A 4095-nucleotide genomic window follows, 5' to 3' on the forward strand; every position below is an offset into this window, starting at 1 on the left:
GAGGGCTACTACATACCGTCTAGGCTGGCGGAATGCCGGTCATCCTCCCCTTCGACGGGCACGAGCCCGACATCTCCGCCGACGCCTGGGTCGCCCCGAACGCGTCCGTGATCGGCAAGGTGCGCATCGCTGCAGATGCCAACGTCTGGTTCGGCGCGGTGCTGCGCGGCGACATCGACGAGATCGTGCTCGGCGAACGCAGCAACCTCCAAGACAACGCGGTGATCCACACCGAGGCGGGCAACCCGACGATCATCGGCGCCGACGTCAGCATCGGCCACGCCGCCGTCGTGCACGGCTGCGTCGTCGAAGACGGATGCCTCATCGGCATGAACGCGACCGTGCTGAACGGCGCCGTCATCGGCGCGAACTCGCTCGTCGCCGCGGGGGCGGTGGTGCTCGAGGGAACCGTCGTTCCGCCGCGATCGCTCGTCGCGGGCATCCCCGGCAAGGTGCGGCGGGAGCTCACCGACGAGGAGGTCGCCGGGCTGCTCGGCAACTCCGCGCGCTATGTGCCGCGGTCGAAGATCTACCGCGCGGCCGAGGTCTAGAAGACCGCCGCGAGGTCACCACCAGAACCTCGCCCACCCCGAACCTCCGTCATCGATCCCCGGATGCCCGGGCGCATCCAATCCGGCGACCTCGCGCACCAGGGCGGCCAGCCTCGCGGGCTGCTCGTATGTGACGAAGTGCCGGGAGCCTTCGATGGTGCGAGTCTCGTAGCCCAGCCGCCGCAGCTCTCTCGCAACATGGTGCCTGGGCGCAGCCGACCGAGACCCCGTCGTGACCACGCATCGGGGTCCCCCGACCGGTCGACGTCGAGGCTGAAAGCTGCGGAACATGGCGATCTCCTTCGCCGTCGTCGCGTCGACGTCTCCGTGGTCATCGAGCAGGTCGACCGACCACCTCCTGCCATAGAGCGCCTTACCCACCGCTGTCGTCCCGCCACGGCGAAAGGCCTCGGCGGTCGGGGAGAGAAGGTCCGGCACCAGGTTCCCCGCCGCCGGCTCATGGAGGACGAATCCATGGCACGCGGCACCCATGCCCGCGAGCGCGAGACCGAGGGTTGCCCCGCCTGACATCCCCACGATGACCGCGCCCGCCGCATACTCGGCCAGCCACTCGATCTCGTCCTCCAACCGACCGGTCTTCGGGCGACGAAGCGCCCGGAGCTGTGGAATCAAGCGCTTCAGAGGATCCCAGACGGCAGGTGAGGCCGCGACCCCGTGAACCGCGAGGATCGGGACGTCGTCAGCTGGCATCGGCCGCCCTGTTGAGATCATCGGCCGCCGCGGCCATATACGAGCGCCACCCGCCGTACGCGGTGATGTCACGCGCTCCCTCGAGCGCCGTCGGATCGCAGACGAATCCGTGGACGGCGGTGCCGTCGTCGAGCTCGAGCGTGCCGATCGCCAACGGTGCACTCACACCGCGGAGAAAGGACCCGACGGTAGCAGTCGGAAGCCGATAGACCTCGACCTCGATACGAGCGCCTTCTCGTAGATCGGTCACCAGCCCGGGACGTCGCGGCTCGTCGCCGGGGAGCGCGTAGAGCCGGTACCGGGGTGCGGTCATCGTGCGCCGGCTCAGGAGCCCGCCGCGATCGGTGATTTGGTGATGAAGTCCGAACCCCTCGAGATGGGCGCCGACGACGGCGACCTCCATCAGCGAGTCCTGGTCGACCGCATCCGCGAGCGCCGACGCCAGCCCTGCGAGTTCCTGGTCGGCACCGGAAGGCCCATGAAGGGTGACACCGAAGGGGACGTGCGCCGCCGTACTCCCCGCCGGGACCGCGATGGCGCACATGTCGAGCAGGTTGGTAAAGGTCGTGTAGGTACCCAATTGCGCGTTGAGTTCGACGGGGTCAGCGCGCATCTGCTCGACCGTGTAGGTCTTCGTCACCGTGGGAGTGAGCAGAGCATCGACCGAACGGAGGATGTCATCCGCCTCCCGCCGCAACTCCCACACGCGGTGCATACTCGACCAGACCTGTGCGGCCGACATCGCACCGGCGCCCGCCAAGATCTGGCGCACGACCGGGTCGACGTCGTCTCGGTCCTCCTCGAGCGCGACCGAGACGGCGGTCGCGCGCTCAGCAAGCCACGCACCGCCATACAGGTGACGACCTGCCTCGAGAAGCGGGGTGTAGTCGATCTCAACCAGTTCGGCTCCGGCTCGGACGAGGTCGGCGCGGACCCGACTCCACGCGTCCTCCTCGCCACGCTCGCCCCATCCGGCGACAACCTCAGGCACGCCCAGGCGGACTCCGGCGAGCGAGACCGAAGCAACCCGGGCGGAAGGAACCGGGAGCGGGCGCGACCAGGGGTCCTGATCATCGAAGCCGGCGATCACCTGAGCCACGATGGCTGCGTCGGCAACCGAGTTCGCCATCACCGAAACGCAATCGAGCGACCGGCACGCCGGCACGACACCGCGAGTGCTGACAAGGCCCACACTCGGCTTGAGACCGACGACCCCGTTCAACGCCGCGGGAACGCGCCCGGACCCCGCGGTATCGGTCGCCAGAGAAAACGCAACCAGGCCCGCCGCAACAGCTACCGCGGATCCTGATGACGACCCGCCGGAGATGAGGGAGCTATCGTGGGCCGAGGAGGGCGTCCCGTAAGGAGAACGGGTACCGTTCAGACCGGTAGCGAACTGGTCCAGGTTGGTCTTGCCGACGAGGATCGCGCCTGCCGCGATCAGGTCGCGAACCACGGGTGCCGACTGCTGGGGGCTGTAGGCGAAAGACGGGCACGCCGCCGTCGTCGCCCACCCCTCGACGTCCATGTTGTCTTTGACCGCGAAGGGGATGCCCCAGAGCGGAAGACGATCGCGATCGGCAGGATCGAGTGCTTCAGCATCTCGGACGAGTCGATCGGAGACCGAGATCCAGACTCCGTCACGTCCTCGCGCATCGATCGCAGCCAGAGTGCGCTCCGCCACATCGCGAGGTGTGCAGGTTCCCCGCCGGTACGCGGAGTGGAGGCGGGCGATCTCCATGCGAGGAGAGATCACCGCGCGGATCCCTTACCGAACGCGTCATCCAGCGCCGACGACTCCGCGACCGCACCGAAAACACCCCCCTGCATGGTGATCATCTTCAGCGCCGCCTCGTAGTTTCCGTGATCGGTGGCGCCTGTGCAGTCACTGAGCAGAAGGCACTCGTAGCCGCGATCGTTCGCCTCCCGCATCGTCGTGTGCACGCAGACGTCGGTTGTGATCCCCGTCAGAATCAGATGAGTGATCCCCCGAGTGCGCAAGATCACGTCGAGATCGGTTCCGTAGAACGCCCCCTTGCCAGGCTTGTCGATGACGATCTCGCCCACGAGAGGTGCCACTTCGGGCACAATCTGCCACCCGGGTTCCCCGCGTACGAGGATGCGTCCTCCCGGTCCTGACGACCCGATCTCGGCACCGATCTGCTGCGAGCGCCAGAGTTTGTTGGGCGGGCAGTCCGAGAGATCCGCCCGATGACCCTCGCGAGTATGGATCACCTGGAGGCCTGCCGCGCGAGCGGAACCGAGGATCCGCGCTGTGGGCGCGAGTCCGCGTCGGGTGAGTGTGAGGTCGTACCCCATGCGGTCGACGTAGCCACCGACCCCGCAGAAGTCCACCTGCCAGTCGATACACAGGAGCGCGGTCGACTGGGCGGAGAACGTTCCGTCGAACGGCCACGCGTACGGTGTGGCCGCTACCGGCCCGAATCTGCTCGTCATCGCCTCGTCTCACCTCCGCCCGTGGGTTCCTGCCACACCACCGTCACCGGACCTCCTCCAGGTGGCCCTTGGTTCTCGGCGCCTCCGGAGACGTAGATCGATGTGCGCCCGAACACCCCCGCTAGAAGGCCTCCTACGGCCGCGCGCGCGTGTCGTGTCGACGAGAGGTCGGTGTCGGTGAGCATCGTGTGCCGTAACCCTCGGATCCGCCCGTCCGGACTCGCCTCGGCCTTCGCGAAGACCTGCACGATGGTGCCGCCGGCGGCTCGGATGCGATCGCGGAGCGCGACGATCTCCTCCACGTCGATCGCGTCGTGCATGACCACCGTCTCAGCGTTCAGCTGTCCGCCGGGGTCGAGTCGAGACCCGAACGCCA

Annotated in this window: 5 protein-coding genes; 1 reads left to right on the plus strand and 4 read right to left on the minus strand. The window is 67.8% G+C overall.

What is annotated here, in order from left to right:
- Positions 1-32 precede the first annotated feature (32 nt).
- A complete protein-coding gene (locus tag B4F19_RS11705; RefSeq protein ID WP_228178109.1) occupies positions 33-551 on the plus strand; it encodes a gamma carbonic anhydrase family protein in 519 nt (172 codons plus the stop codon).
- Positions 552-566: 15 nt separating this feature from the next.
- On the opposite strand, the gene B4F19_RS11710 is transcribed toward B4F19_RS11705, so the two are convergent.
- The 4 genes from B4F19_RS11710 to B4F19_RS11725 all read right to left on the minus strand — a co-directional run.
- A complete protein-coding gene (locus B4F19_RS11710; RefSeq protein ID WP_195691666.1) occupies positions 567-1262 on the minus strand; it encodes an alpha/beta fold hydrolase in 696 nt (231 codons plus the stop codon).
- Positions 1252-3018 (minus strand): allophanate hydrolase, encoded by a 1767-nt coding sequence (gene atzF, locus B4F19_RS11715; protein ID WP_286932984.1) that lies wholly within the window; start codon positions 3016-3018, stop codon positions 1252-1254. The genes B4F19_RS11710 and atzF overlap by 11 nt, the downstream gene beginning before the upstream one ends.
- Complete coding sequence (locus B4F19_RS11720; RefSeq protein ID WP_228178108.1) at positions 3015-3719, minus strand: cysteine hydrolase family protein; 705 nt, start codon at positions 3717-3719, stop codon at positions 3015-3017. The genes atzF and B4F19_RS11720 overlap by 4 nt, the downstream gene beginning before the upstream one ends.
- The coding region (locus B4F19_RS11725; RefSeq protein ID WP_292735126.1) for a ring-opening amidohydrolase at positions 3716-4095 on the minus strand (380 nt) is incomplete at its 5' end. The genes B4F19_RS11725 and B4F19_RS11720, both read right to left, overlap by 4 nt.

Source organism: Microbacterium sp. UBA1097, assembly GCF_002313585.1.
In the GTDB taxonomy this organism is placed as follows: Bacteria; Actinomycetota; Actinomycetes; order Actinomycetales; family Microbacteriaceae; genus Microbacterium.

What these genes read in the sequence shown, in the direction of transcription:
- B4F19_RS11705 (WP_228178109.1), top strand. Translation starts at nt 33, where the DNA reads ATGCCGGTCATCCTCCCCTTCGACGGGCACGAGCCCGACATCTCCGCC.
- B4F19_RS11710 (WP_195691666.1), bottom strand. Translation starts at nt 1,262, where the DNA reads ATGCCAGCTGACGACGTCCCGATCCTCGCGGTTCACGGGGTCGCGGCC.
- B4F19_RS11720 (WP_228178108.1), bottom strand. Translation starts at nt 3,719, where the DNA reads ATGACGAGCAGATTCGGGCCGGTAGCGGCCACACCGTACGCGTGGCCG.